The organism is Siccirubricoccus sp. G192, from assembly GCF_019084075.1.
Classification (GTDB): Bacteria; Pseudomonadota; Alphaproteobacteria; order Acetobacterales; family Acetobacteraceae; genus G192.
This window is the reverse complement of the sequence record NZ_JAHREN010000001.1, coordinates 1,359,218-1,383,231: the sequence shown is the minus strand read 5'-3', so window position 1 is coordinate 1,383,231 and position 24,014 is coordinate 1,359,218. Positions and strand designations below refer to the sequence as shown.

At 71.9% G+C, this 24,014-nt stretch carries 19 protein-coding genes and 4 pseudogenes; 11 read left to right on the top strand and 12 right to left on the bottom strand.

Annotated features, from left to right (window positions below; all coding sequences use genetic code 11):
- The 6 genes and pseudogenes from KSF81_RS06600 to KSF81_RS29185 all read right to left on the bottom strand — a co-directional run.
- Nucleotides 1-732 (bottom strand): glutathione S-transferase family protein, encoded by a 732-nt coding sequence (locus KSF81_RS06600; protein WP_217378296.1) that lies wholly within the window; start codon nucleotides 730-732, stop codon nucleotides 1-3.
- Nucleotides 729-2,180: a proton-conducting transporter membrane subunit gene (locus tag KSF81_RS06595; RefSeq protein WP_217378295.1), complete on the bottom strand. Its 1,452-nt coding sequence runs from the start codon at nucleotides 2,178-2,180 to the stop codon at nucleotides 729-731. The genes KSF81_RS06600 and KSF81_RS06595 overlap by 4 nt, the downstream gene beginning before the upstream one ends.
- On the bottom strand, nucleotides 2,180-2,848 hold the full coding sequence (locus KSF81_RS06590) for a hydrogenase-4 component E (protein WP_217378294.1): 669 nt from the start codon (nucleotides 2,846-2,848) through the stop codon (nucleotides 2,180-2,182). Before KSF81_RS06590 ends, KSF81_RS06595 begins: the two co-directional genes overlap by 1 nt.
- 85 nt (nucleotides 2,849-2,933) lie before the next feature.
- Nucleotides 2,934-3,893, bottom strand: a complete 960-nt coding sequence (locus tag KSF81_RS06585) for a respiratory chain complex I subunit 1 family protein (RefSeq protein ID WP_217378293.1) — start codon at nucleotides 3,891-3,893, stop codon at nucleotides 2,934-2,936.
- A 108-nt stretch (nucleotides 3,894-4,001) separates the two neighbouring features.
- Nucleotides 4,002-5,213 (bottom strand): proton-conducting transporter membrane subunit, encoded by a 1,212-nt coding sequence (locus tag KSF81_RS06580; RefSeq protein WP_217378292.1) that lies wholly within the window; start codon nucleotides 5,211-5,213, stop codon nucleotides 4,002-4,004.
- A 25-nt stretch (nucleotides 5,214-5,238) separates the two neighbouring features.
- Nucleotides 5,239-5,670 (bottom strand): annotated as a pseudogene (locus KSF81_RS29185) (proton-conducting transporter membrane subunit); the annotation flags it as partial.
- A gap of 704 nt (nucleotides 5,671-6,374) precedes the next feature.
- Between KSF81_RS29185 and KSF81_RS06575 the strand changes: the two are divergent.
- Both KSF81_RS06575 and KSF81_RS06570 read left to right on the top strand, forming a co-directional pair.
- Nucleotides 6,375-6,923 carry a TRAP transporter small permease subunit gene (locus KSF81_RS06575; protein WP_217378291.1) on the top strand — a complete coding sequence of 183 codons (549 nt, stop codon included), beginning with the start codon at nucleotides 6,375-6,377 and terminating at the stop codon, nucleotides 6,921-6,923.
- Nucleotides 6,924-6,954: 31 nt separating this feature from the next.
- Nucleotides 6,955-8,364: a TRAP transporter large permease subunit gene (locus tag KSF81_RS06570; RefSeq protein WP_217378290.1), complete on the top strand. Its 1,410-nt coding sequence runs from the start codon at nucleotides 6,955-6,957 to the stop codon at nucleotides 8,362-8,364.
- 70 nt (nucleotides 8,365-8,434) lie between these two features.
- Here KSF81_RS06570 and KSF81_RS06565 read toward each other — a convergent pair whose 3' ends face one another.
- Nucleotides 8,435-9,247 carry a class I SAM-dependent methyltransferase gene (locus tag KSF81_RS06565; RefSeq protein WP_217378289.1) on the bottom strand — a complete coding sequence of 271 codons (813 nt, stop codon included), beginning with the start codon at nucleotides 9,245-9,247 and terminating at the stop codon, nucleotides 8,435-8,437.
- A 156-nt stretch (nucleotides 9,248-9,403) separates the two neighbouring features.
- Between KSF81_RS06565 and KSF81_RS06560 the strand changes: the two are divergent.
- A pseudogene (locus tag KSF81_RS06560) lies at nucleotides 9,404-9,926 on the top strand (transposase).
- On the top strand, nucleotides 9,919-10,866 hold the full coding sequence (locus KSF81_RS06555) for a P63C domain-containing protein (protein ID WP_217378288.1): 948 nt from the start codon (nucleotides 9,919-9,921) through the stop codon (nucleotides 10,864-10,866). The pseudogene KSF81_RS06560 and the gene KSF81_RS06555 overlap by 8 nt, the downstream one beginning before the upstream one ends.
- A 203-nt stretch (nucleotides 10,867-11,069) precedes the next feature.
- Here the strand turns inward: KSF81_RS06555 and KSF81_RS06550 are convergent, their stop codons facing one another.
- The 4 genes and pseudogenes from KSF81_RS06550 to KSF81_RS06535 all read right to left on the bottom strand — a co-directional run bounded on the left by KSF81_RS06550 (nucleotide 11,070) and on the right by KSF81_RS06535 (nucleotide 14,563).
- The gene (locus KSF81_RS06550) at nucleotides 11,070-11,810 is read right to left on the bottom strand and encodes a 2OG-Fe dioxygenase family protein (RefSeq protein WP_217378287.1); all 741 of its coding nucleotides are present in this window, start codon (nucleotides 11,808-11,810) and stop codon (nucleotides 11,070-11,072) included.
- Nucleotides 11,807-12,575 (bottom strand): annotated as a pseudogene (locus KSF81_RS06545) ((Fe-S)-binding protein). The gene KSF81_RS06550 and the pseudogene KSF81_RS06545 overlap by 4 nt, the downstream one beginning before the upstream one ends.
- Nucleotides 12,576-12,628: 53 nt before the next feature.
- The gene (locus KSF81_RS06540; protein ID WP_217378286.1) at nucleotides 12,629-13,675 is read right to left on the bottom strand and encodes a murein transglycosylase A; all 1,047 of its coding nucleotides are present in this window, start codon (nucleotides 13,673-13,675) and stop codon (nucleotides 12,629-12,631) included.
- Between the two features lie 204 nt (nucleotides 13,676-13,879).
- Complete coding sequence (locus KSF81_RS06535; protein WP_217378285.1) at nucleotides 13,880-14,563, bottom strand: Tim44/TimA family putative adaptor protein; 684 nt, start codon at nucleotides 14,561-14,563, stop codon at nucleotides 13,880-13,882.
- 157 nt (nucleotides 14,564-14,720) lie between these two features.
- Here KSF81_RS06535 and KSF81_RS06530 point away from each other — a divergent pair, with 157 nt between their 5' ends.
- From KSF81_RS06530 to KSF81_RS31120, 7 genes and pseudogenes are all read left to right on the top strand, one after another.
- Nucleotides 14,721-15,308, top strand: coding sequence for a histidine phosphatase family protein (locus KSF81_RS06530; RefSeq protein WP_217378284.1), 588 nt, complete (start codon nucleotides 14,721-14,723; stop codon nucleotides 15,306-15,308).
- A gap of 196 nt (nucleotides 15,309-15,504) precedes the next feature.
- The gene (gene secB, locus KSF81_RS06525) at nucleotides 15,505-16,014 is read left to right on the top strand and encodes a protein-export chaperone SecB (protein ID WP_375293308.1); all 510 of its coding nucleotides are present in this window, start codon (nucleotides 15,505-15,507) and stop codon (nucleotides 16,012-16,014) included.
- Between the two features lie 321 nt (nucleotides 16,015-16,335).
- On the top strand, nucleotides 16,336-17,565 hold the full coding sequence (locus tag KSF81_RS06520; RefSeq protein WP_309139490.1) for a DegT/DnrJ/EryC1/StrS family aminotransferase: 1,230 nt from the start codon (nucleotides 16,336-16,338) through the stop codon (nucleotides 17,563-17,565).
- Nucleotides 17,565-18,809, top strand: coding sequence for a glycosyltransferase family 4 protein (locus tag KSF81_RS06515; RefSeq protein WP_217378283.1), 1,245 nt, complete (start codon nucleotides 17,565-17,567; stop codon nucleotides 18,807-18,809). Before KSF81_RS06520 ends, KSF81_RS06515 begins: the two co-directional genes overlap by 1 nt.
- Complete coding sequence (gene wecB / locus KSF81_RS06510) at nucleotides 18,806-19,927, top strand: non-hydrolyzing UDP-N-acetylglucosamine 2-epimerase (protein ID WP_217378282.1); 1,122 nt, start codon at nucleotides 18,806-18,808, stop codon at nucleotides 19,925-19,927. The genes KSF81_RS06515 and wecB overlap by 4 nt, the downstream gene beginning before the upstream one ends.
- Nucleotides 19,924-21,174 (top strand): glycosyltransferase, encoded by a 1,251-nt coding sequence (locus tag KSF81_RS06505; RefSeq protein ID WP_217378281.1) that lies wholly within the window; start codon nucleotides 19,924-19,926, stop codon nucleotides 21,172-21,174. The genes wecB and KSF81_RS06505 overlap by 4 nt, the downstream gene beginning before the upstream one ends.
- Before the next feature lie 7 nt (nucleotides 21,175-21,181).
- A pseudogene (locus tag KSF81_RS31120) lies at nucleotides 21,182-23,138 on the top strand (polysaccharide biosynthesis protein).
- 328 nt (nucleotides 23,139-23,466) lie between these two features.
- Here the strand turns inward: KSF81_RS31120 and KSF81_RS06495 are convergent.
- The gene (locus tag KSF81_RS06495; RefSeq protein ID WP_217378279.1) at nucleotides 23,467-23,787 is read right to left on the bottom strand and encodes a multidrug efflux SMR transporter; all 321 of its coding nucleotides are present in this window, start codon (nucleotides 23,785-23,787) and stop codon (nucleotides 23,467-23,469) included.
- Between the last annotated feature and the right edge of the window lie 227 nt (nucleotides 23,788-24,014).

Below are 24,014 nucleotides of genomic sequence, written 5' to 3'. Positions count from 1 at the left end.
TCAGCCCCTCCCCTCGGCGGGCTCGGGCCAGAACCGCGCCCGCAGCCGCGCCTCATAGGCGGTGAGGTTGGCATGGGCCTCGGCGGCGCGGCGCAGCCCGCCCTCGAAGACCGGGCAGAGCAGGCCGGAGACGAAGGCGAAGGCGGTGGCATCGGCGCCGCAGGGCTCGGCGCCGAACAGACAAGGCTTGTTGCCGAGGAGATCGGCCAGGGCCTGGATAGAGGCGGTGCCGAGCCGCTCGATCTCGGCCGCGCTGTGCCGCCCGAAGCCCTGGGCCCGAAGGCGCGCGGCAACCCTGCGCCGCGCCACCGCCTTGATGACGGGCCGGAGCGGCGCCGGCAGCGTGCCGAAGAACCGGGCCGGGCCGCGCGCGAAATTCGCATCATCGAGCCAGCGCTCGCGCAGCGCTGCCCAATAGAGGTGCTCCTCCAGCATCTTCTCCACCGCCCAGCCGGCAGCGCGCTCCGCCGCCGAAAGGCCGCGGTCGAAATCGATGCCGTGCCGGGATTCCAGGTGCCAGCGGATGAAGGTGGAATCCGCGACGATGCTGCCGGCATCCTCGATATAGGGCAGCTTGCCCTTGGGCGCCCGGCGGAATCCGGTGGTGTCGGTGCGGTAGGCGAGGCCGGAGAGCTTGAGCAGCATCTCCGCCTTCACGACGAAGGGGCTGGGATCGGGCAGGCCGAACATCGGGCCGAAGGTATGGAGCGTAATCATGGTGGCCTCGCTCATCCCGGAATCGCCGCCGCCTCGGCCAGCAGCGCCGCCAGCGGCCCCGGTAGCGCCACCCCGAGCAGCAGCGCCAGGGCCAGGTGCAGGAACAACGGGCCCAGCGTCAGCGCCTCGGTGAGCCGCGGCGGCCACCAGGCCCCCTCGTGCGGCACATCCGGCGTGGGGTCGCCAAGGCACATGCGCTGGAGGGTCTGGATCTTGGCCGCCGCCGCCGTCAGCAGCCCGATGCCGAGCAGCGGGATCAGCCAGCCGTGCCGCGCCGCCACCTCGACCAGCAGCAGGAATTCGCTGGTGAAGAGCGCGAAGGGCGGCAGCCCGGCGACGGCGGCGATGGCGATCGCCAGCCCCCAGCCCAGCACCGGATGGGACGCCACCAGCCCGCCGATCTCCGCCAGCTTCTGCGTGCCCTTCACCTGCGCCGCATGGCCGACGCCGAAGAACACCGCGCTCTTGCAGAGCGAATGGCCGAGCATGTGCAGCAGCCCGGCGAAATTCGCGGCCGCGCCACCCAGCCCGAAGGCGATGGCGGCCAGGCCCATATGCTCGACGCTGCTCCAGGCGAAGAAGCGCCGCGCATCCCGCCGCCGCCACAGCGCCAGCGCCGCCAACAACAGTGAAGCCAGGCCGAGCGCCACCAGGAAGGGCCCCGGCGCCACCGCCGCGGCATTGGCGCCGACGATGGCCTTCACCCGCAGCACCGCATGCAGCGCCGCGTTCAGCAAAAGGCCGGAAAGCACGGCGGAGATGGCGATCGGCCCCTCGGCCTCGGCATCGGGTAGCCAGGAATGCAGCGGCGCCAGCCCGGCCTTGGTGCCGTAGCCAACCAGCAGGAAGATGAAGGCGAGGTTCAGCACGCCGGGATCGCAATCCGCCGCCACCGCGCGCAGCTCGGCCCAGGAAAGGCCGATATCGCCATGCCCGACCAGCGGCTGCACGGCGAGATAGAGGATGATGGTGCCGAGCAGCGCCAGGGTGATGCCGACGCCGCAGATCAGGAACATCTTCCAGGCCGCATGCGTCGCCGCCGGCGTGCCGTGCACCGCGACGATCAGCACGCTCGCCATGGTGGCCATCTCGATCGCCACCCACATCACGCCCATGTTGTCGGCGAGCAGCGCCAGGGCCTGCGCCCCCATGAAGACCTGGAAGGCGGCGTGATAGGCGCGGCCGCGCCAATGGTCGAAGCGCTCCGCCGCCACCGCGCCCAGCGAGAAGATCGCAGTGGTGAAGCCGATCACGAAGGAGAGCACCACCAGCGGCAGGTTCAGCGCATCGAGCCGGGTCCAGCCCTGCTCCCCGTATGGGGTGCCAAGGAGGAACAGCGCCAGCACCAGCGAGGCCGCGGAGACGCCGAGGTTGAGCAGCGCCGCGAGGCGCAGCCCCGGCACCGCCGCCACCAGCAGCGCCCCCGCCCAGGGCAGGAACACGACGAGCCAGGGCAGCGGCATCAGCGCCGTTCCCCGCGATGCGTCTCGAGGAAGCCGATATCGACGCTGTCGAAGCGCTCGCGGATCTGGAAGACGAAGACGCCGGCGACGACGAAGGCCACCAGCACCAGCGCGGCGGTGGAAAGCTCCACCACCAGCGGCATCCCGGCCACGCCCACCGCGGCCAGGATCAGCCCGTTCTCCAGGCTCATCAGCCCCACCACCTGCAGGATGGCGTTGCGCCGGGTGATCATCATCAGCATCCCCAGCAGCACGACCGAGAGCGCCAGCGCCAGATCCTCCCGCGCGATAGCGCGCACGCCGGCGGTGATCGGCAGCACCACCAGGATCGCCAGCGCCACCAGCGCCACCCCGGCGATCATGCTCGGCCCGATGCCCATCGCCGTCTCCACCGTGCGGTGCAGGTCGAGGCGGCGCACCAGCACGCGTAATGCCAGCGGGATCAGCACCGCCTTGGCCACCAGGGCGGTCAGCGCCGTGAGGTAGAGCTGCGGCGCGCCCTGCACATGGGCCTGCCAGGCCGCCGCCAGGGCCAGCAGCGCGCCCTGCATCGCGAAGGCATGGATCACCGCGGTGACGCGCCGCTGATAGAGCAGCACGAAGGAGAGCAGCAGCATCGCGCCACCGAGCAGATGCGCGACATCATAGGGGAGCTGGCCGAAGGTCAATTTTCCTTGCCCTCAAACGCCGGGCGCGCGGATGCGCGAGCGAAGCGCCCGCGCCACCCTCGCTTCCGTGCCGGGCCGGCGGTGCTCACGCCAGCCCCGTGCTGACGAAGAGCAGCGCCGCCGCCAGCAGCGCCAGCAGCAGCGCCGCGCCGAGGAATTCCGGCACGCGGAACACCCGCATCTTGGCGATCGCGCTCTCGAATGCCGCCAGCGCCACGACAAGCCCCCCCATCTTGGCCAGCCAGACCACCAGCCCCAGCACCCAGGCCAGCGGCCCCGCGCCCGCCGGCGCCGCGCCCCAGGGCAGGAAGGCCGCCACCAGCAGCGACAGCCAGAGCGTCAGCCGCAAGGCCGCGCCGTAGTCCCAGAGCGCCAGGTGCCGGCCGGAGGATTCCAGCAGCATCGCCTCATGCACCATGGTGAGTTCCAGATGCGTTGCCGGATTGTCCACGGGGATGCGCGCATTCTCCGCCAGCGCCACCGCCAGCATCGCCGCGAAGGCCAGCACGAGCGAGACCCTGAGCCCCAGCTCTCCCTCCCGGAGGCTGGCGCCGATGCCATCCAGGTTGGTGGTCCCCGCCAGGATCGCCAGGGTCAGCACCGAGAGCAGCAGCGCCGGCTCGGCGAAGACGGCGAAGCTCATCTCCCGCGCTGCGCCGAGGCCGCCGAAGCCGGTGCCGACATCCATCCCGGCCAGCGCCATCGCCATCCGCGCCAGGCCGAGCAGCCCCGCCACCAGCACCAGGTCGGCCAGCGGCGCCAGCAGCATCCCGCGGGTGAAGCTCGGCACCAGCGCCGCCGCCAGCAGGCTGGCGGCGAAACCGGCATAGGGCGCGGCCTCCGAGATCCAGGAGGCATTCTCCGCCAGCACCGGGCGCTTGCGCAGCAGCTTGCCGAGGTCGCGCCAGGGCTGCCACGGCGAGGCGCCGCGCCGGCCCATCAGCCGCGCCTTCAGCCAGCGCGTGATGCCGACCAGCAGCGGCGCCGCGGCCAGCATCAGCGCGAGATGCAGCACCTGCGTGAGGAGCGCGCCGAGGAACAGCATCCTAGTGGTCCGATCCTGACGGCTGGTCCCCGGGCGTCAGGTGAATCGGCCCACCAGACCAAGGCTGGTGGCGCGAATCCGGCGGCCCTTTCCGTTGGATCTGCGCCATCAGCCCGCCTCCAGCCAGGCCAGCAGCGTCAGCAGCCCGACCAGCGTGACGAAGCTGAGCGAGAGGGATTGCCGGATGGTGAGGTCGCGCAGCCACTCCATCCGCTCCGTCAGCCAGTCCCGGAGGCGGGCCAGCGGCACCAGCAGCAGCGGGGATGAGGGGTCGAGGAAGCCGGAGGCGTAGCGGCCGGGGCGGGTCTCGCCCGGCTCCGGCATGTCCACCGCCTCACTCGCATGCAGCAAGGGCTCGCCCAGCATCCGCCGCAGCGGCTGGGCCAGGCCCGCGGCCGAGGGCTGGGTCAGCGGGTCGCCGAAGGGCAGATGCGCCGGCGGGTCGATGAAGCCGCAATCCCAGATCGGCCCGCGCGCCGTGGCCAGCGGCGAGCGCCGCCGCACCAGCCAATAGGCCCCGCCCCCGGCCAGCGCCAGCAGCAGCCCGGCGGCCAGCGGCCAATAGGCCGAGCGCCCCTCCCCCGCCACCAGGGCCAGGCCCTGCACCGGCGCCAGGGCCGTCGGGCCCACCAGGGCCTGCATGGCCGGCTCCGCCAGCACCAGCATCACGCCGGGAAAGAGGCCGAGCAGCACGGTCAGCCCGGCCGGCAGCAGCAGCGACCAGCGCTCCAGCCGCGAGGCTTCATGGGCCCCGGCGCCGCGCGGGCTGCGCGGCCGGCCGAGGAAGACCAGGCCGAAGAAGCGCAGCATGGCGGCGGCGGCCAGCGCCGCGGCCATGGCGGCCAGCGCCATGGCGGCGGCCGCTACCACCTGGAAGCCGATATCGCCGATCCGCCAGCCCGCCAGCAGCGATTGCAGCAGCAGCCATTCGCTGGCGAAGCCGGAGAGCGGCGGCAGCGAGGCGGCGGCCATCGCCCCCACCAGGGCGCAGGCGGCCGTGACCGGCATGGCATGGATGAGCCCGCCGAGCCGGTCCAGCCGCCGGCTGCCCGCGCTATGCGCCACCGCCCCGGCCACCAGGAAGAGCAGGGTCTTGAACACCCCATGGTTCAGCGCGTGCAGCAGCGCCGCCCCCGCCGCCAGCGCCGCCAGCACCGCGAGGTCGGTGCCCCGGAAGGCCAGGGCGAGCCCGAAGCCCAGCACGATCAGGCCGATATTCTCGATGGTGGAACAGGCCAGCAGGGTCTTGCTGTCCTCCTCCAGATTGGCCCGGAGCGCGCCGAGCAGGGCCGAGGCGGCGCCCAGCGCCAGCAGCGGCACCCCCCCACCAAAAGGGCTGCGCCGGCCCGCAGAGGTCGAAGAGCAGCCGCGCCATGACATAGAGCGCGAGTTTGGTCATCGCCCCCGACATCAGCGCCGAGACATGGCTGGGCGCCGCCGGATGCGCCAGCGGCAGCCAGGCATGCAACGGCACAAGCCCAGCCTTGGCCCCGGCCCCCAGCAGCCCCAGCGCCAGCACCGCCACCGCCCGCCAGCCCTCGGGCGGCGCCGCCCGCATCGCCTCGAAGCCGAGGCCGCCGGCGCCGCCGGCCAGCAGCCCGAAGGCCGGTATCAGGCAGGCCGCCGCCAGCACCGCGAAGACCAGATAGAGCCGCGCCGCCGCCCGGTTCTCCGCGCGGGCGTGATCCGTCGCCACCAGCGCCCAGGAGGCCAGCGACATCACCTCGAAGCCGAGCAGCAGCAGGAAGGCATCGGCCGCCGCCAGGGTCAGCGCCATGCCGGCGATGAAGAGCGGGTAGGGCGGCAGGCTGCGCGCCGGCAGCCCGGGCTCCCCCGGCGGATGCCCCAGCGCAAACAGGGAGGCGCAGGCGCCGCTCAGCCCGAGCAGCAGCAGAAACCAGGCCGAAAGTCCGTCCAGCGCCAGGGCAGAGCCCTCCCCGGGCAGGCCGATCGGCAGCTCCAGGGTCCCGGCCGGCGGCTCGGTCAGCAGCGCCGCCAGGGCCAGCAGGGCGAAGCCGGCGGAGATCGCCAGGCAGCCGCCATGGACCAGCGCCCCGCCCCGGGGGTGGCGCCCCAGCGGCACGGCGGCGATGGCGAGCAGGACCAGAAGGCCGATGCCGAGGGCGAAGGCCGTCAGCACGGCAACGGGGTGGGTGGCGTGGGTGGAAGGATCACGGCGGCAGGATAGCCTCTCCCCGGCGCCGGCGCGAAGGGGTGCGCCCCGGCCCTGCATGGCAAAACACACACTTAACTTTCCCCGCCCCTCGGATTATGGACCGGATGTTGCGCCTCGGCGCATCGGGTTCCGCAACGGGGAAGCGTCCCAGGATAGATGGCCAGGGTCACGGATCGTCGCCGCCTCGTTGCGGGCGGCGCGGCCGCCGGAGCCGCGGCGCTGCCCCTCCGCGCCTTGGCCACCCCTGCCCCGGGCCGCCCCGGCACCGACCGCCGCCCTGCCCACCCAGCCGGAGACGCCGCCCGATGGCTCCCCTGATCGCCTTCAGCCGCGCCGTGGATGCGGTGAACGCCTGGTTCGGCAAGCTGGCCGACTGGATGGTGCTGTTCGCCTGCGCCATCAGCGCCGGCAATGCCTTCATCCGCTACGGCGTCTCCTATTCCTCGAATGCCTGGCTGGAGGTGCAGTGGTACCTCTTTGCCGGCATCGTCATGCTCGGCGCCTCCTACACGCTGTTCCGCAACGAGCATGTGCGGGTGGACCTGGTCTATGGCAACCTGCCGGAACGCGGCCGGCTCTGGGTGGACGTATTCGGCATCATCCTCTTCATGCTGCCGGCGACGGTGCTGCTGGCCTGGATGACCTGGCCCTTCTTCGTGGACAGCCTGCTGCGCAGCGAGGGCAGCCCCAATGCCGGCGGGCTGCTGCGCTGGCCGGTGAAGCTGGTCATGCCGCTCGGCTTCCTGCTGCTGACCCTGCAGGGGCTCTCCGAACTCATCAAGCGCATCGCCCTGCTGCGCGGCGTGAAGCCGGCGGCCGAGGTGGTGGTCGAATACCATCGGCCGGAACAGTGAGCCGCAACCGAGCGAAGGACGCCCCCGCCCGATGACCCTGGAGCTGATGCCGCCGCTGATGTTCGGCGGCCTGGTGGTGTTCCTGCTGATCGGCTTCCCGGTCGCCTTCTCCCTGGCGGCGGTCGGGCTGTTCTTCGGCTTCCTGTCGATCGAGCTGGGCTTCTTCACGAATGCCTATCTCGGCAACCTGCCGCTCCGGGTCTTCGGCATCCTGTCGAACGACCTGCTGCTGGCGATCCCCTTCTTCACCCTGATGGGCGCCATCCTGGAACGCTGCGGCCTGGCCGAGGACCTGCTGGAGGGCACCGGGCAGATCTTCGGCAAGATCCCGGGCGGCCTCGCCTATGCGGTGATCCTGGTGGGCGCGGTGCTCGGCGCCATCACCGGCACCGTGGCGGCCAGCGTCATCGCCATGGGCATGATCTCGCTGCCCATCATGATGCGCTACGGCTACGACATGCGGATCGCCACCGGCGTCATCGCGGCATCGGGCACCATCACCCAGGTGATCCCGCCTTCCCTCGTGCTGATCGTGCTGGGCGACCAGCTCGGCAAGTCGGTCGGCGACATGTATGCCGGCGCCATCGGCCCCTCCATTTTGCAGATCCTGCTGTTCGTCCTGTTCATCGTGGGGGTGAGCATCTTCGCCCCGCACAAGGTGCCGCCGCTGCCGGACGAGGCGCTGACGGAGCGCGGCTGGGTGCTGTGGTGGCGGGTGCTGAAGGGCATGGTGCCCTCGGTCGTGCTGATCTTCCTGGTGCTCGGCACCATCTTCATGGGCCTCGCCACGCCGACCGAGGCGGGGGCGATGGGCGCGGTCGGCGCGGTGGCGCTCGCCATCATCAACCGCCGCTTCACCTGGCCGCTGCTGCGCCAGGCGATGGAGAACACCATGCGGATCACCTCCATGGTGATCTTCATCCTGATCGGCGCCACGGTGTTCAGCCTGGTCTTCCAGGGTGTGGATGGCTCGCTCTGGATCGAGTACATGCTCTCGCACCTGCCGGGCGGCGCCACCGGCTTCCTGATCTTCGCCAATATCTTCGTCTTCTTCCTGGCCTTCTTCCTCGACTTCTTCGAGATCGCCTTCATCGTCATCCCGCTGCTGGCGCCCGTCGCGGCCAAGCTCGGCATCGATCTCGTGTGGTTCGGCGTGCTGATCTGCGTGAACATGCAGACCAGCTTCATGCACCCGCCCTTCGGCTTCGCGCTCTTCTACCTGCGCGGCATCGCGCCGAAGGAGGTGCGGAGCAGCGACATCTACTGGGGCGCCCTGCCCTGGGTGGCGCTGCAATTGGTGCTGGTGGCGATCGTGATCTTCTGGCCGGAAAGCGTGACCTACTGGCTGGACCGCAGCGCCGGCGTGGACCCGAGCACGGTCCGGATCGAGGTGCCGCTGCCGGACCTGCCGGAGGATGATGCGCCGCCGGTGTTCCGGTGAGAGGAAGATCGAGGGGCGCTGCCCCTCGGGCACCCCGGCAGGAACCTCAAGTTCCTGCACCTCCCTTTGTTCAGGCGGTTCCCTGCACCGCCCAGGCCCGGGCCGAAAGGCGGATGCTGCCGTCGGGCTCCGTCGGCAGCGTGGCGCGGAGCCTCTCCCGCAGGGCGGCCCGGCGGTCCTCGCTGAGCGCCATGCAATAGGCTGGCGCCGGCGCCCCGCCCGCCAGGAAGGGTATCCAGTAGTCGTCGAAGTCACGGAACACCGTCGGCACCTCGATCGCCGCCACCTCCACCCCGCGCAGCCCGGCTTCCTCGAACAGCCGGCGCAGCGGCCCGGGCCGGCAGAGCGCGAAGCGCAGCGCCTCGTCCTTGCCACCCGCGCCCTCCGGGTCGAGCGCAACGGCCGCGTCCCAGAACCGGCGCATCATCTGCATGCCCTTGGCGTAGTCCCAGACATAGGCCGCGACAGTCCCGCCCGGGCGGGCGGCGCGGCGCATCTCCCCGGCCGCCTTCGGCTGGTCCGGCACGAAATTCAGGACCAGCCCGCTGACCACGGCGTCGAAGCCGGCATCCCCGACAGGCAGCGCCTGGGCGTCGCCCCGGCGGAATTCGGCCCGCGCATCCGCCACGTGGCGACGGGCATGGGCCAGGAAGCCCTCGGACGGGTCCACGCCGATCACCGCGGCCGGCGCGCAGCGGTCGAGGATCGTGCCGCTGAGCGCGCCGGTGCCGCAGCCGACATCCAGCCAGCGCGCGCCCCTGGCCACGCCGAGCCGGCCGAGGAACTCCGCCGCCACGAGGCGGCTCCAGCGCCCGACATAGGGCTCATAGGCTTCGCCCGCCGCCCACAACCGGCCTTGGCCGGGCTCCTCTCCCGCTACCATTCCGCGCCCTCCATGTGCCCGCGCTGAGACCCGAAGTAGGGCAACCACGCGCGGCGGCGGCAAGGAAAAGCAGGGCTCTAAATATCTAACTAGCCGTATTACGCTTGCGCCCTGCAGGAATTTTGGCTAATTATCTTCGGGAAGAGAGGCCCCCCGATGGACAAGCCCCAGACCCTTTCCGCCTTCGAGTTCTTCAGGACGTTTCCCGACGAGGAAGCGGCTCGGAAGTTTTTCGAGACGAGGCGCTGGGGCGGCGCTCCGGTGTGCGACCATTGCGGCTCGGCCAATGTGACCGAGACCAAGGGCCACAGGCCGATGCCCTATCGCTGCAAAGACTGCCGGAAGCACTTCAGCGTCCGCACGGGCACCGTTCTGGCTGAGAGCCGCCTCCCGCTGCAGAAATGGCTCCTGGCGATCTACATGCTCACCAGCGCGCGCAAGACTATCCTCAGCACCCAGATGGCTCGCGAACTGGGAATCACGCAGAAGAGTGCGTGGTTCCTCGCGCAGCGCATTCAGCATCTACCATTGCATAAGCGCGAAGCACCTGCACCGTTACGTGAAGGAGTTCTCCTTCCGGCACAACACTTCAAAGGTCAGAACGCTGGACTTCATCGGCATGGCAACCGTTCGCATGGCTAACGAGCGGCTAACCTATAGGAGGCTGATCAATGCCTAAAGAACCTCACGAAATTGAGCCGATTGAGGCCAGCTTCGAGGATGTTGTGGATAAGGTTGTCGGCATTAAAGACCTGACCCAGGAAGAGCTTGACGCGCTCCCCTTCGCGAAGTGGCGCGGTAAGATCGACTTGGGCGGCAACGAGCTCGACTGCTATGTCCTCAACGATGAGACGCGCGTTCTGTCGTCTGGCTCCACGACCAAGGCCATTGCGAAAATCGAGCGGGGCAGCCTACAGGACTACATAGGGCAAAAGGCGCTTAACCCGTTCATTGACAAAGATAAAATCCTGCAGGAAACCATCCGGTTCACCATCCCCGGAACCCAATGGGCCGCCATTGGCATCACCACGGAACACTTCGAACTGATCTGCAGAGGCTACGTGCAGGCGCTCTATGAGGGGGCCAACCTCACCGAACGGCAGAGGGAAATCGCGATTCGCTGCGCCATGCTGACCGCAGGGCTCACTCGCATTGGCCTTGACGCCCTGGTCGATGAGGCCACTGGCTATCAGTATGATCGCGCTGAGGACGCCCTGCAGGTAAAGCTGCGAGCATTCATCTCGGAAGAACTCCGAGCGTGGGAGAAAACCTTTCCCGATCAACTGTGGGAAGAGTTTGGACGCCTGACCGGATGGAAGACGCCGCTTCAGACGCGCCCGAAGTGGTGGGGCAAGCTCGTCACCGAACTGATCTATGACACGCTCGACGAGGACGTAGCGAAGTATCTCAAGGAGAATAAGCCGCCGCCCGGAGTCCGCTGGCATCAACAATTGACCGACAATGTCGGGGTCAGGCAGCTCGTCTCGCGGTGCTATGAGGTCGTCGGTATGGCGAAGACTTGCGATGACATCCACGAGCTTCGCCAACGTGTGGCCCGCCACTACGGGAAAAAGGCCGTGCAACTCACAATGTTTCTGAAGGCGCCCAAAGGCGAGTGATTTGAGGCCCGCCTACTTAGGAAGGCGGACTCGCGCCACCTGTTTGCCTGAAGGTTCCTCCATACGCCCGGCGGATGCGTCGCAAGCGCCACAGCGTGAGCCCAAGCGAACGACGGACGCCTGGACATGAAGGTCCAGGAAACTGAGTTTCCTGGCGGGAGAGCGCGAGAGGGCAGCGCCCTCTCGCCGCTAGCTCGCGCCCCTCAGCCCAGCACCCCGCCCCGCTTCCAGGTCAGCACCAGCACGTCCCGGCAGGAGGGCAGCGCCGGGTCCGCCGGCTGCACCGGCGTCACCCCATGCATCACCCGGCGGTCGTCCAGGAAGGCGGTGTCGAGCCGGTCGAGCAGGGTGAAGCGGGCCAGTTCGGCGCCCGCGTCATCGGCCACCAGCGTCTCGCCGCCGGCCAGGTTCAGGCGCGCGATCATGCCGATCAGCACATAGTCCACGCCGTCGTGGTGCACGCCTTCCGGGGTCGGGTAGCCGGGCATGCCGGCCGCCGCCTCGATGCGGAACTGGTGCATCTCCACGAACCAGTCCTGCCCCGGCGTCAGCGCATCCACGGTGCGGCGCCCGAGATCGAGCAACGCCCGCAGCGGCGCGCCCTCGGCCACCGCCGGCTCCACCGGGGCGAACCAGCGGTCCACGCCGCCATTCAATGCGTTGTGCGCCACCGCCTGGAAATGCGCCCGGTGCGGACCGCGCGCATGCCCGGGCGTGCCCCAGCGGGCAGTGAAATTGGCATGCCGCCGGCGGCGGTAGCGGCCGCCATCGGCCATGAAGCCGTCGACCTCCAGCCGCCCCCAACTGGCGGCGAATTCGTCGAGCGCCGCGCCGTCCAGGCCAAGCCGCGCCGCCAGCGCCGCGCCGCGCAGCAGCGCGAAGCCATGGCCCCCCACTGCCTCGCGCAGCGGTTCGGTGGGGAGTTGCTGCAGGACCGTGCTCATGATGCCTCACCTATCGGCGGTGCCTCGCCGGTGCGGCCGGCCAGCACCTCGGCCACATGCCGCACCCGGATCGGCGTGCCCTCGCGCCGGAGCCGCCCGGCGATGTTCAGCAGGCAGCCCATGTCGCCGGCCAGCACGGTATCGGCGCCGGTGGCGGCGATGTCGCGGGTCTTGTCGCTGACCATGCGGGTGGAGATCGCCGGATACTTCACGCAGAAGGTGCCGCCGAAGCCGCAGCACAATTCCCGGGTCCTTCAACTCCCTGAGGCTCAGCCCCTGCACGCTGCCGAGCAATTGGCGCGGCTGCGCCCGCACGCCCAGCTCGCGCAGGCCCGCGCAACTGTCGTGATAGGCCACCACCCCGTCATAGCGGGCGGCGACGCGCTCCATGCCCATCACGTCGGTAAGGAAGGAGACCAGCTCATGCGTCTTGGCGGCCAGCGCCTCGGCCCGGCCGCGCCATTCCGGGTCATCGGCGAACAGGGCGGGGAAGTGGTGCGCGATCATCCCGCCGCAGGAGCCGCTGGGCACCACGCAATGGTCATAGGGCAGGAATTCCCGGATCACCGCCCGCGCCAGGTCGCGCGCCGTGGCGCGGTCGCCGGTGTTGTAGGCCGGCTGGCCGCAGCAGGTCTGCGCCTGCGGCACCTCCACCTGGCAGCCCGCCTCCTCCAGCAGCTGGATCGCGGAGAAGCCGACATTCGGCCGGTAGAGATCGACCAGGCAGGTGACGAAAAGCGCGACGCGGGGCTTGGTCTGGAGCATCCCGGCACTCTAGGTCCGCCGGGGGGCGCAGCGAAAGCAGATGGTTTCGCCCGTCAGGGCGGCGCCTTGGCGAGGGAGTCCGGCGCCGGCAACTCCTCCACCATCAGGATCTCCCCATCTTCCGGCCGGGGCGGCGCGCGCGGGACCAGCACGAAGACCCGCGACGGCTCCCGCATCAGCCCGGCCCGCGCCGCCGCCGCCTCGCCCCAGCCCCAGAAGACATCGCCCCGCGCCGGGCCGCGAATGGCGCCGCCGGTATCCTGCGCCACCAGCAGCCGGTGCAGGGCCGCGCCGTCCAGCGGGTCGCGCGTCGCCACGAAGACCGGCGCGCCATAGGGGATGAAACCCGGGTCCACCGCCAGCGAGCGTTCCGGCGTCAGCGGCACGCCCATGGCGCCGATCGGCCCCTGGTCCGGCCGCAGCCCCTCCAGCGGCCGGAAGAAGATGTAGGAGGGGTTGTGCCGCAGCACCGCCGCCGCGGCGCCAGGCCCGGCGGTGGCGAGCCAGGCGCGGATCGCCTGCATGGACATCGCCTCGCGCGGGATCGCGCCCTGGTCGATCAGCAGCCGGCCGATGCTGCGATAGGGGTGGCCGTTCCGCCCGGCATAGCCGAGCCGCAGCACCCGCCCGTCCCGCAGCAGGATGCGGCCGGAGCCCTGGATATGCAGGAAGAAGGCCTCGACCGGGTCATCCACCCAGGCCAGTTCCAGCCCCCGGCCCTCCAGCGCGCCGGCCTCGATGGCGGCGCGATCCGGCAGCAGCGGCGGCGCCGGAACCCCGGCGACGGGGAGAAGGGTGGTGGCTTCCGGCGGCGGCGCCTCGGGCGGCATGCCATGCAGCGGCACCAGGAAGGGCGGGACAGGGTCTTCGGCGCCGCGCAGTTCCGGCTCGTAATAGCCGGTCAGCAGGCCCTCGCCGGCGGCGAAGGGCTGGAAGCGGCGCTCCAGGAGATCCCGCAGCAGCGCCTCCCGCTCCGCCGCCGGTGCCTTCTGGGCGGCAGGCTGGCGCAGGCGTTCGGCCAGCGCGATGGCCTCGGCGCAGAGCCCGGCCCAGGCGGCAGGCCGGGCGCCGAGCCGCGCCAATTCCCCCGGTGCCGCCAAGCGGGCTCTCGCCCCGGGCCGCGATGGCTTCGCAGGAGCCGAGCAGGGCCGGCAACATCGCCAGCGGCGCATCGCCCGGCCAGCCCGGCAGGTCGGAAAACCGGACCGGCCGGGCCGGGGCAGGTCCGGGCGGCGCCGGCTGCGCCGCGGCTGCCCCCGCCAGGGCCAGCAGGCCGGCGACCAGCCGGCCCAGGCTTCGGCGGTTCAGGCGCTGCGGGTGGCCACCAGCTTCCAGGTCGGGTCGGGCGAGCCGAGGTCGCGCTGGAAGGTCCACAGGTCGGTCAGCTCCGTGATGGCGTCGCTGCCGGCCGTCACCTCGCCATCGCGGCCGGTGGTCATGTTGATCTGGTCGGTGACGAAGCGGACGGTGATGTCCGCCACGCTACCACGCAGGTCGGCGGCTTCCACCCCTACCTCGTTCACCGCGCGGAGCTCGGTGCGCTGCCGCTCGCCGGCCGCCTCGCGGGCGGTGATCGCCTGCTCGAAGCCGTTATAGGTATCCTCCGAGAGCAGCGCCCGCAGCGTCTCGCGCTCGCCGGCCGCGAAGGCCTGCACGATCATGCGGAAGGCGCCCTCGGCCCCGGCCAGGAAGGCCTGCGGGTCGAAGCTGCGGTCGGCCGCGGCGATACGGCCCAGCGCCTGGCCCGGCGGGGTGCGCGGGTCGGGCAGGGCGCGGTTCGCCTGGCCCGCCGGGGCCGGCGCCACCACTTCCTCGGCGGTGCCCTCCACCGTGCGGGCGCCGCGCGGGTCATAGCCGGCGGGCCGCGGCTCGGCCTGCGGCGGCCGTTCGAAGCCGGTGCGGCGGCCCAGCACGCTGCGCAGCCGCAGCACCAGGAAGGCCGCGACCATCGCGAAGAGAATCAGATCGACCGGAAAGCCGCCCGACATCGTGAACTCCTTTTCACTTACTTAGGCGCCCCGGGCCCCGACCGCAACGGCACCGCCCCATATCCCCGGCCAAACATCCGGGAGCCGCGCCACCCGGCTTGCCTCGCGGCGCCCCTGCGGCTATCGGCTGGAACCCCTTTTCCGGAACCGCGCCGCGATGATCCTGCTGCGACACGGCCAGAGCGAGTTCAACCTCCACTTCACCGCCACCCGGCGCGACCCCGGCATCGCCGACCCGAAGCTGACCGAACTCGGCCAGCAGCAGGCCGAGGCGGCGGCCGAGGCGCTGGCGGCGGGCGAGGCCGGGCGAATCGGCCGCATCCTCTGCTCTCCCTATACCCGCGCGCTGCAGACCGCGGCGCCGCTGGCCCGGCGGCTGAACCTGCCCGTCCTCGTCACGCCGACGGTGCGGGAACGCTACGCCTTCTCCTGCGACATCGGCTCGCCCTGCACCGCGCTTGGCCTGGCCTGGCCGCATCTCGACTTCTCGCATCTGGAGGAGGTCTGGTGGCCGCCGATCGAGGAGCCGGACGACCAGATCGAGGCCCGCGCCACCCTGTTCCGCGGCGAGATGGCGGCCCTGCCGGACTGGCAGGACACGGTGGTGGTCTCGCATTGGGGCTTCATCCTGGCGATGACCGGGGAAAGGGTGAACAACGGCGAATGGCGCCGCTGCGATCCCACCGAACCGGGCCCGCAGGAGATCGTGTGGCGCCAGGCGCATCCGACCGTGGTGAAGCCCTGACCGCTCGATGACTGGAGGGCCGCCAAGCCCGCAGGTCTGAACCGGCCGGGCCGGAACGCGCCCGATGACCGGAGGGGCGCCAGGCCCGCAGGTCTGAATCGGCCGGGCCGGAACAACTCCCATCGCCCGCCTTCCGGCCCGCCGGGTCGCGTGCTAGGGGCGCCTCCCGAGACGCCAGCAGAGAAGGCCCCGCGCCATGTCCGACCAGCCGCCGATGAACCCGAACGGGCCGAGTGATCCTGCCGGCCAGCCGCAGCCCGGCCCGCTGATGCTCAACATGCAATACACCAAGGACCTCTCCTTCGAGGTGCCGGGCGCGCCCGAGATCTTCGCCACCCTGCGCGAGCAGCCGCGGGTCGACCTGCAACTCGATGTGCAGGCCCGGCCGATCCAGGATGGCGGCAATATCTACGAGGTCGGGCTGCAGATCCGCGCCGATGCCCAGGCGCAGATCGGCGACCAGAACCAGACCTGCTTCATCGCCGAACTCACCTATTGCGGCATCTTCACCCTGAACGTGGATCCGCAGTCGGTGGAGCCGATGCTGCTGGTGGAATGCCCGCGGCTGCTCTTCCCCTTCGCCCGCAACATCCTGGCCGACATCACCCGCGATGGCGGCTTCCCGCCGGTGCTGCTGGCGCCGATCGACTTCGTGGCGCTGTGGCAGTCGCGCCGCGGCCAGGCCGGGACGGTCGGCACCGCTTGACGGACTTGGTTTGCCGCCCGGCCAGGGCGCCCCGGCCGGGCGGCTTTATCCTGCCGGCCGGTTCACGCCCTCCGGCTGCGTCTTCGGACGACCGGGCGGCTGGCCCGGGTTCTTCCAGGCCGCTTCCGCCACCCAGGCGCCGCCACGCCAGCATCCTTCGCGCGGGCGATGGTGGCCTTGCCCCAGGCGCGACCGGAACGGGGCCGCCACCAGGGGTGATTGCCTTTCGGTTGTATCCACTCAGGATTTTGCTACCTGAGGCTTGATGCCTGCCCGGAATACCCTCTAGGTTCATTACATCATCGCGATGGACCAGCTTCCGTGGCCCGCCTCCAGTCCGCTGCCCTGTTGCCCGCGCCGATCGTCCCCTTCCCGGCGCCGCAGCGCCCCCAACCGCCGCGCCAGCCCGCACCGCTGCCGCTCTCGCCGCCGCATCTGGCGGGGGGCGAGCTGGCGGCGCTGGAGGCCACCCTCGCCTCCGGCTGGATCGCCCCCGCCGGCCCCATGCCCGCCGCCTTCGAGGCGGCCATCGCTGCGGCCACCGGCTTCCCTGATGTGCTGGCCACCGCCTCCGGCACCGCCGCGCTGCATCTCGGCTACCACTGCCTCGGGCTTGAGGCGGGGGACGAGGTCTGGACCGCCAGCCTCACCTTCGTCGCCACCATCGCCCCGGCGGTGCAGATGGGCGCCAGGCCCCGCTTCCTCGATGTGGACCGCGAGACCTGGACCCTCGACCCCGGGCTGCTGGAACGCGAACTCGCCCGCGCCGGCCGCCGCGGCCGGCTGCCGCGGGCGGTGGTGCCGGTGGACCTGTTTGGCCAGTCCTGCGACCTCGACGCCATCCGCGCCGTCTGCGACCGCTGGGGCGTGCCCATCCTCTGCGACAGCGCCGAGGCGCTGGGCGCGACGCAGCGCGGCGGCCGCCATGCCGGGCGCGGCGCCCGGCTGGCAGCCTTCAGCTTCAACGGCAACAAGATCATCACCGCCGGCGGCGGCGGCGCGCTGGCGGCCGAGGACCCGAAGCTGATCGCCACCGCCCGGCACCTGGCCTGCCAGGCCAAGGAGCCGGCGGCGCATTACCAGCACGAGACCACCGGCTATTCCTACGGCCTCTCCTCCATCCTGGCCGCCATCGGCTGCACCCAGCTCGCCGCGCTGGAGGCCCGCGTCGCGGCGCGCCGCGCCATCTTCGCCCGGTATGCCGAAGCGCTGGGCGGCCTGCCCGGCCTCTCCTTCATGCCGGAACCGGCCTGGGGCCGCAGCACCCGCTGGCTCTCGGTGGCGTTGTTCGACCCCGGCCGCGGCGCCCCGGACCGCGAGGCGGTGCGCCGCGCCCTGGCCGAGGCGGGGATCGAAAGCCGGCCGGTCTGGAAGCCGCTGCACCTCCAGCCGGTGTTCCGCGGCGCGCCCCATGCCGGCGGCACGGTGGCGGCGGAACTGTTCGAGCATGGCCTCTGCCTGCCCTCCGGCAGCGCCCTGACGCCGGCCCAGCAGGACCGCATCATCGGCATCATCCAGGATTGCGGCCGCCAGGCTTGCGGCAAGGCGTGATGCCGGGGCTCCGCATCCTCTATCTGCACCAGCATTTCTCCACGCCGGCCGGCGCCACCGGCACCCGCAGCCATGCCATGGCCCGGGCCCTGGCCGCGCGCGGCCATGCGGTGACGCTGGCCTGCGGCCAATATGCGGGCGCCGTCACCGGGCTCGAGGGCGGCTTCCGGCGCGGCCGGCGGGAAGGCCGGGTGGCGGGGTTCCGGGTGGTGGAATTCGCCATTCCCTGTGGCAATGCCCAAGGGCTCGCCGCCCGCGCCGCTGCCTTCCTGCGCTATGCCGCGCGCGCCACCGCGCTGGCGCTGTCCGGCCCTTGGGACGTGCTGGTGGCCAGTTCCACGCCGCTGACGGTGGCCCTGCCGGCACTGGCGGCGCGGCAGATGCGCGGCCTGCCCTTCGTCTTCGAGATCCGCGATCCCTGGCCGGGATTGCCGCGGGCCATGGGCATCGGCTCGCCGCCGCTCTGGGCCGCGATGGACCGCCTGGCCGATGCCGCCTGTCGCCGGGCCGCGGCGGTGGTGGCCTTGTCCGAGGGCATGGCGGAGACCGCGCGGGCGCATGGCGCCGCGCCCGGCGCGGTGCATGTGGTGCCGAATGGCAGCGACCTCGACCTCTTCGGCCCGCAGGTCGCGCCCTGGCGGCCGGAGATGGCGGGTTCCGAAGAGGTGGTCGCGGTCTATGCCGGGGCGCATGGCCGCGCCAATGGGCTCGACCAGTTGCTCGATGCCGCCGCGCTGTTGCGGGGCGCGCCGCTGCGGCTGGTGCTGGTCGGCCAGGGCGCCGGGAAGCCGCGGCTGCTGGCGCGGGCGGCGGCGGAGGGGCTCGGCAATGTCAGCTTCCTCGACCCCTTGCCGAAGCCGCGGCTGGCGGCGCTGCTGGCAGGCAGCCAGATCGGCCTGCAATGCCTGGCGCCGGTCGCGGATTTCGCCGAATGGACGGCGCCGAACAAGCTTATGGACTACCTCGCCGCCGGGCTGCCGGTGGTCTCGAACCTGCCCGGCCGGGCGGCCCGGCTGCTCGCCCAGGGGCCCTGCGGCATCGCCACTCCGCCTGGTGACGCCGCCGCCCTGGCCGAGGCCCTTGCCGTACTAGCCCGCGACCCGGCCCGCCGCGCCGCGCTCGGCACCGCCGCCCGCCGCCAGGCGGTGCGGCGCTGGGACCGGCGGCTGCTGGCGGCGGAATTCTGCGCCGTGGTGGAGGCCGCGGCGCGGCCCATGCCGGCCCGGTCCCTGGTGCCGGCATGACCGGCCGGGATGGCAATGCGGTGGCGAGGCCCCGGCCAGAACTGCACCTGGTCGCCGCCGCCCGGCCCAACCTGCCCAAGCTCGCCGCGCTGTGGCGGGCGCTGGCCGCCTCGCCCCTGCCGCTGCGCCCGCTGCTGCTGCATACCGGGCAGCACCACGACCCCGCCCTGTTTGGCGGCCATCTCGGCGATCTCGGCCTGCCGGCGCCGGAGATCGCGCTCGGCATCGGCGGCGGCAGCCATGCCGAGCTGACCGGCCGCACCATGATCGCCGCCGAGGCCGCCTGGCGCGCCCGCCGCCCGGCCCTGGTCGTGGTGGCCGGGGATGTGGACGGGGCGCTGGCCGCGGCGTTGGCGGCGCGCAAGCTGGCGCTGCCGGTGGCGCATCTGGAAGCCGGGCTGCGCGCGCCCGAGCCGGACATGCCGGAGGAGATCAACCGCCGCGCCATCGACGCCATCGCCACGCTTCTTTGGGCGCCGGACGAGGCCAGCGCCGCCCGGCTGCTGGCCGAGGGCCATGATCCGGCGCGGACCCGCGCAGTCGGCAATGCGATGGTGGACACGCTGCGCCGCAGCCTGCCCGCCGCCCGCGCCCGGCCGCTGCCGGAGGGGCTGGCGCCAGGCGGCTATGGCGTCGTCACCCTGCACCGCGCCGCCAATGTGGATGACGCGCCCGCCTTCGCCCGGCTGCTGCGCGGCTTGGCCGAGGCCGCCGCCCTGCTACCTTTGGTCTGGCCGCTGCATCCGCGCGCCCGCGCCCGCCTCGCCGCGCATGGGCTGGCGGTGCCGCCGGGGGTGCGGCTGCTGCCGCCGCTGGCCTATCTCGATTTCCTCGGCCTGCTCGCCCATGCCCGGCTGGTCGCCACCGACAGCGGCGGCGTGCAGGAGGAGGCGACGGCGCTCGACCTGCCCTGCCTGACGCTCCGCCCCTCCACCGAAAGGCCGCTGACGGTGGCGACGGGGTCGAGCCGCCTGGTGCCGCCGGAGGCGCTGGCCGGCGCGGTGCGGCAGGTGCTGGCTGGCGCCTGGCCGCGCGCCCGGCCGATCCCGCTCTGGGATGGCGGGGCGGGGGCGCGGATGGTGGCGCATCTTGGCGAATACCTGGGGATGGCGGCATGAGCGCGCCGCTGGTCCTGCTGCTGTCGGCGGCCCATCCGCCGGACGACATCCGGGTGGTGCGCAAGGAGGGCGCGGCGCTGGCCGCCGCGGGCTGGCGGGTGCGGCACCTGGCGCCCGGACCCGCCACGGCGCCCTGTGCGGTGGCGGGGGTGGCGATCGAGACATATCCCCGCCGCCCCGGCTGGGCTGGCCGGCTGCTCGGCCTGCCCGCCCTGGCCCGCCGGGCCGCCGCCAGCGGCGCCGCGGTGCTGCATGCCAGCGAGCCCGATGCCTGGCTCGCCGCCCTGCTCGCCGCGCGGCGGAACGGCGCCCGCGTGGTGCTGGACGTGCATGAGCACTACCCGAGCCGCCTCGATGCCCGGCTGCCCGCCCTGCTGCGGCCGCTGGCGCGGGGCGCGCTGCGCCTGGCCTGCCGCGCCGCCGGCCGCGCCGCCGATGCGGTGGTGGTGGCCAAGGACGGGCTGGACGCGGATTTCGGCGGCGGCCGGGCCACCCCCATCGTCGCGGTGCGGAATTACGCCATGCCGGTGCCGGTGGTGCCGCGCCGGCACGCCCCCGGCCCCCTCACCCTCGTCCATGCCGGGGCGCTGGGGCGCAGCCGCGGCTGGCCGCAGATGCTGGAGGCGCTGGCGCTCTGCCCGCCCGGCACCCGGCTCCGGCTGATCGGCCGCTTCACCGATGGCAGCGGGGCGGCATTCACGGCCCGCGCCGCGGCGCTCGGCCTTGCCGGCCGGATCGAGCAATTGGCCTGGATGCCGCATGCCGAGGCCCTGGCGCGGCTCGCCGAAAGCGATATCGGCCTGGTGCTGTTCCAGCCGGGCGAGGAGAACCACCGGCTGGCCCTGCCGCACAAGCTGTTCGACTGCATGCTGGCCGGGCTGCCGGTGATCGCCCCCGCCTTCGCCGAGGAAGTGGCCGCCGTGCTGCGCGATTCCGGTTGCGGCGCGCTGGTGGATACCGCCGCCCCCGCCGCCATCGCCGCCGCCATCGCGGGCCTCGCGGACCCGGCCCGGCGGGCCGCGCTCGGCGCCGCGGGGCGGCAGGCGGCGCTCACCCGCTATGCCTGGCCGGGCGAGGCGGCACGGCTGGTGGCGCTCTATCACCACCTCGCACCGTTGCCGGCGGCGGTTCACATCCCAGGCGATCGCGGTCTTCTGCCAGGGACGGCGATTCACGCCCTCGGCCTTGCCGCCTCGGGCGATCGCGGTCCTGCGGAGGCTGGCCCCGCGCCCCTGCCCGGCTTATAGCGGCGGCATGGCTCGCCGCGCGCCGCACCGCATCCTGCTGAACCTGCTGCTCGACAGTGTCCTCGCCGCCCTGGCCCTGCCGGCGGCGCTGCTGCTCGCGACGCCCGGGGCCTGGCCGCCCGCCCTCTGGTGGCTTGGTGCCCTGCCTGGCGCGGTGGCGGCGCTGCTGGCGGCCGGGCTGCCGGTGCGGCTGCCGCAGCAATACTGGCGCTATGCCGGGCTGCCGGACCTGCTCGGCATCGCCGCGGCAGCGCTGGGCGGGGCGGTGCTGTTCTGGGCCGGGCTGCTCCTGCTCGGCGCCTGGCGGCCGGAGACCCCGGCCTTCCCGGTGATCCACGCGCTGGTGCTGGCGGCCTGCCTCGGCGCGCCGCGCATCGCCGGGCGCATCCACCATTCCCGGCGCGGCCCGGATACCGGCCTGGCGCCGCAGCCGGTGCTGCTGGTGGGGGCGGGCGACGGCGCCGACATCTTCATCCGCGCCCTGGCGCAGGACCGCGCGCCGGGCTTCCGGGTGGTGGGCATCCTCTCCATGCGCTCCCGCCAGGCGGGGCGGCGCATCCAGGGCCACCCGATCCTCGGCACCGCCGACGATATCGGGCCGGTGCTGGAGCGGATGCGGGCGGAGCACCGCCTGCCGGCGCTGATCGTGCTGACCACGCAGCACGTGCAGGGCCTGGCGCTGGAACGCCTGCTGGATGCCGCGGACCGGCATGGCGTGCCGGTGCGGCGCGCGCCCTCCGTCACCAACCTCAACCCGGCCACGCGCCGGCTGGCCGACCGGCTGGACGGCAAGGATGGGCAGCGGGTGCAGCTCCGCCCGGTGGTGATCGAGGACCTGCTGGACCGGCCGCAGGTGCCGCTGGACCGCGAGGGCATGGCCCGCCTGATCCAGGGCCGCCGCGTGCTGGTGACCGGCGCCGGCGGCACCATCGGCGGCGAACTGGCGCGGCAGGTGGCGGCGCTGGGCCCGGCGCAGCTCACCCTGCTCGACCACGGCGAATACGTGCTCTACGAGATCGACCTGGAACTGCGCGAGCGCCACCCGGACGTGCCGCGCCGCGCCGTGCTGGCCGATGTGCGCGACGAGGCCCGCATCCGCCGCCTCTTCGAGGAGATCCGCCCGGAGCTGGTCTTCCACGCCGCCGCCCTGAAACACGTGCCAATGGTGGAGAACGACCCGCTGGAGGGGCTGCTGACCAATGCGCTCGGCACCCGGATCGTGGCCGATGCGGCGCGGGCGGTGGGCTGCCGGGCCATGGTCTTCATCTCCACCGACAAGGCGGTGAACCCGACCAGCGTGATGGGCGCCAGCAAGCGCCTGGCCGAGATGTATTGCCAGGCGCTGGAGCGGGAGGCGCGCCAGGCGGGGACGGGCATGCGCTGCGTCACCGTGCGCTTCGGCAATGTGCTGGGCTCCACCGGCTCCGTGGTGCCGCTGTTCCGCCGCCAGTTGGAGCGCGGCGGGCCGCTGACGGTGACGCACCCGGACATGCGCCGCTACTTCATGACGGTGCGGGAGGCGGTGGGGCTGGTGCTGCAGGCCAGCGTGATCGGGGCGGAAGACCGCGCCGACCAGCCGCCGGAACTGGCCGAGGGCGGCATCTTCGTGCTCGACATGGGCAAGCCGGTGAAGATCGTGGACCTGGCGCGGCGGATGATCCGGCTGGCGGGGCTGCGGCCGGAGGAGGATGTGGAGATCCGCTTCACCGGGCTCCGCCCCGGCGAGAAACTGTATGAGGAGCTGTTCCACGGCCAGGAGCCGCCGCGCCCGACCGCCTTCGCCGGGCTGATGGTGGCCACGCCGCGCACCGCGGACCCGGCGCTGGTCGGGCGGGCGATCGACGAGATCGCGGCGGCCTGCCGGGGGGGGCAGCCCAAGGGTGGCGCTGGCGCAATTGGCGCGGCTGGTGCCGGAGTTCGACCACAACGCGGAGGGCGCGGCGGAGCAGCAGGCGGTGCGGTAGGCCGCCCTGCGGCAGGGCGGTTGCGGCATCGGTGCCGGACAGAAACCGATCCAGCAACTCATCTGCGATGTGCGGTGCCTTCCTGCGAGCCATGGGGGAGCTCCTTCCTTTCCCTCATGACCGGCAACACACGGAAATGCCGACAGTCCCGGTCGCCTGCGAGGACGCGCGGACGTACAGGAGTGCAAACACCTTGTTTGGACTCTGATACCAACCGCCCCAAGGAATGACCGGTTTGGGTGGAACCAGACCTTCGGCCTAACCTGTTCCATAAACGACGGTTTGCAGGACAGTCGAAGGACGGCTGTCCCGCCAAAACCCAAGCTCTTTAGTCCGTGCTGGACAGCTTCATGAGTACAAGGCCGCTCACGATCAGGACGGCTGCCAGAATCCGCAGGGGAGTAGCCGCCTCACCCAGAACGGCAATGCCGACGAGGAATGCGCCAACTGCTCCAATCCCAGTCCATATCGTATAGGCAGTACCAAGCGGAAGAACTCGCATCGACCAAGAGAGCAATCCAAAGCTCACCAGCATCGCGACCAAGGTGATAATGGAGGGCCAGGGACGCGTGAAGCCCTCCGACTGCTTCATCGTGAAGGCCCAGAGGATCTCAAACAGACCAGCGACAACGAGAGAAAGCCACGCCACGATAGCCTCCTTTGAACAAGCTGCCGGGTCGTCCCGGACTTGGACCCCTGGAGGGGGAGGACGTGGCCTCGCGCCGCTTAGATACGTGTGGCTAGAGGAAGGTCAATGCTGGTCTCCGTCGTTCCAAGGGCCTCCATCTTCGGGAAGGGAGGCGGGGCGCGGGATGGCGTATTCCCTCAAGCCTGCCCCTTCCAGCAAGTTCGGTATGGGTCGCGACAGGTCATTTC

Coding starts and splice junctions, on each gene's coding strand:
- KSF81_RS06600 (WP_217378296.1), bottom strand. CDS start 732: ATGAGCGAGGCCACCATGATTACGCTCCATACCTTCGGCCCGATGTTC.
- KSF81_RS06595 (WP_217378295.1), bottom strand. CDS start 2,180: ATGCCGCTGCCCTGGCTCGTCGTGTTCCTGCCCTGGGCGGGGGCGCTG.
- KSF81_RS06585 (WP_217378293.1), bottom strand. CDS start 3,893: ATGCTGTTCCTCGGCGCGCTCCTCACGCAGGTGCTGCATCTCGCGCTG.
- KSF81_RS06575 (WP_217378291.1), top strand. CDS start 6,375: ATGGCTCCCCTGATCGCCTTCAGCCGCGCCGTGGATGCGGTGAACGCC.
- KSF81_RS06570 (WP_217378290.1), top strand. CDS start 6,955: ATGACCCTGGAGCTGATGCCGCCGCTGATGTTCGGCGGCCTGGTGGTG.
- KSF81_RS06565 (WP_217378289.1), bottom strand. CDS start 9,247: ATGGTAGCGGGAGAGGAGCCCGGCCAAGGCCGGTTGTGGGCGGCGGGC.
- KSF81_RS06555 (WP_217378288.1), top strand. CDS start 9,919: ATGCCTAAAGAACCTCACGAAATTGAGCCGATTGAGGCCAGCTTCGAG.
- KSF81_RS06550 (WP_217378287.1), bottom strand. CDS start 11,810: ATGAGCACGGTCCTGCAGCAACTCCCCACCGAACCGCTGCGCGAGGCA.
- KSF81_RS06535 (WP_217378285.1), bottom strand. CDS start 14,563: ATGTCGGGCGGCTTTCCGGTCGATCTGATTCTCTTCGCGATGGTCGCG.
- KSF81_RS06530 (WP_217378284.1), top strand. CDS start 14,721: ATGATCCTGCTGCGACACGGCCAGAGCGAGTTCAACCTCCACTTCACC.
- secB (WP_375293308.1), top strand. CDS start 15,505: ATGTCCGACCAGCCGCCGATGAACCCGAACGGGCCGAGTGATCCTGCC.
- KSF81_RS06515 (WP_217378283.1), top strand. CDS start 17,565: ATGCCGGGGCTCCGCATCCTCTATCTGCACCAGCATTTCTCCACGCCG.
- wecB (WP_217378282.1), top strand. CDS start 18,806: ATGACCGGCCGGGATGGCAATGCGGTGGCGAGGCCCCGGCCAGAACTG.
- KSF81_RS06505 (WP_217378281.1), top strand. CDS start 19,924: ATGAGCGCGCCGCTGGTCCTGCTGCTGTCGGCGGCCCATCCGCCGGAC.